This window comes from Segatella salivae DSM 15606 (assembly GCF_000185845.1).
Taxonomy (GTDB): Bacteria; Bacteroidota; Bacteroidia; order Bacteroidales; family Bacteroidaceae; genus Prevotella; species Prevotella salivae.
The window spans coordinates 3,115,622-3,117,508 of record NZ_GL629647.1; the positions used below are offsets into that span (position 1 = coordinate 3,115,622).

At 46.6% G+C, this 1,887-nt stretch carries 2 protein-coding genes; both read left to right on the plus strand.

Features of this window, described 5'->3' with window-relative positions:
- Positions 1-929 (plus strand): site-specific integrase (locus HMPREF9420_RS12120; protein ID WP_007136020.1); only part of this gene is annotated, 929 nt, incomplete at its 5' end.
- Between the two features lie 52 nt (positions 930-981).
- Complete coding sequence (locus tag HMPREF9420_RS12125; RefSeq protein WP_007136021.1) at positions 982-1,467, plus strand: DUF1896 domain-containing protein; 486 nt, start codon at positions 982-984, stop codon at positions 1,465-1,467.
- Positions 1,468-1,887 lie beyond the last annotated feature (420 nt).

Consider the following 1,887-nt stretch of genomic DNA (forward strand, 5'->3'; position numbering starts at 1 on the left):
CCCGACTATTTATTGAGGAAAAGCGTCCTTGTGTGGGAATAACGGTTGCCAAGCCGACCTTTGCCAACTACATCTATGCCACACAACTCATAGAGGCTTATCTGCGTGAACGCTTAGGGCTGGAGGATATCCGCTACTCCCTGTTGGACTACGACTTTATCGGGGGGATGGACTTCTATCTCAAATCAGAGCGCAACCTTTCCCTTGCCACTATTCAGATTGCGGTCATTTTCCTGCGGAAACTCATCGGCATCGGTCAGCAGAAGAAGTATATCCGCATTGATCCCTTTGCGGACTACAAGGCAGAACTTCCACACCGTACAAGGCGTTATCTCACAACGGAGGAACTGCAGCGGGTACTGCAAACACCCATCATTGACAGACAGTTTGAGCGTGCAAGACAACTCTTCCTTTTCTGTGCCTTTACAGGACTGGCTCGTGTGGACATGCAACGGCTCAAGCCGAAGCACATCATCCATAATGCTGACGGCACGGCGGAAATCCGCATTAAAAGGCAGAAAACAGACGTGGAAGCCATCATTCCGCTTCTGCCCATTGCCAAACAAATACTTTCGCTCTATGTCAAGGACAAGAAAGCAGACGAATTGATATTCCCCAATCTTACAATAAGGAAAGCATCCTTTGCGTGTGTGAACATCGGGCAGATATGCCGGATAGAGAAAGGCTTGACCTTTCACATGGCTCGCCACACATTCTCAACCACGATATGTCTTTCCAATGGTATTTCGATGGAAACGCTCAGCAAGATGCTCGGACACAGCAATATCGGTACGACACAAATCTACGGAAAGATAACCGACCATAAGATACAAGAGGATATGACTGCACTCACCGATAGGGAGCATATTGCCTTTGAAGGTTATTGTGAGTCGATAGCACGGCAGAACGTTCCATTACAACAAGCATAAAAAGGAAGTAATTACCAAACATTTATTATTCACGATTGAAAACCAAACGATTATGAAAGAGAACAACAAACAGGAACTTTCTTACTTTCGATTGAAGTTAAGAAGTTACATGAGTGAGCATCACCCCGAAAAGTTGCAAGATACGGAGTTTATCACTGCACGGGCAGATATGGCTCTCACAGTTTACTGCGATGCTGTAGCACAAGGCCTTACACACATTGAAGCGGAGAGCATGGCAAGCGAGGCATTGTATCAAGGCTTGCACTTTTCCAAGTACGATACGCTTATATCCGTGTTGGAAAACGAGTTTGAAAGGGAACTTCCTGCACCGCTCCCAGAGAAACTCGTACCTATACTGTTGTCGAACAAGGCTGTTCAAGCCACATTCGACAAATTCGGTTTGACGGACACATTTGCCGCAAGCGGACAATACGACCGTCTTTACACCGAACTCACAGGCACGATAGTGCAGCTCATCGAGAGCAACAATCTGCCAACGGTCAGACTGACGGAGGAAGCAAGCCCGAAGGCGTTGTAAGCAAAGGCGCACGCAAAGTCCCTGATGCCGTTTCTTATCGTGCAAAGGTACAACGGCAGCCTGTCTGCCCTGACAAGGTCGAGTCCTGCGGATGGAGAGAAGAATCTCCACCGCAGGATTTTTCTTTTTCAAGGTGGTATTGCCATTTTCAATATTCGTGCGGTCGTATTCATCTCTCCCAACCTTGCAGGGCAGGGCTACCGTAGAGAGCATAGGCACGACAAGAATACGGCATACTCAGGCTCTTTAGACGCAAGGCGTAACAACCAACAACAGATAGGACTGACGATAATACGGACAATCTGTTGTTTGTACAATTTGTTGTCATGACTATCTGTTGTCAAAACTATATATCGTCAAAATAATCTATCGATAAAACTATCTATCGACACTTCGACTTCTCGATTTGTCGAACTATCG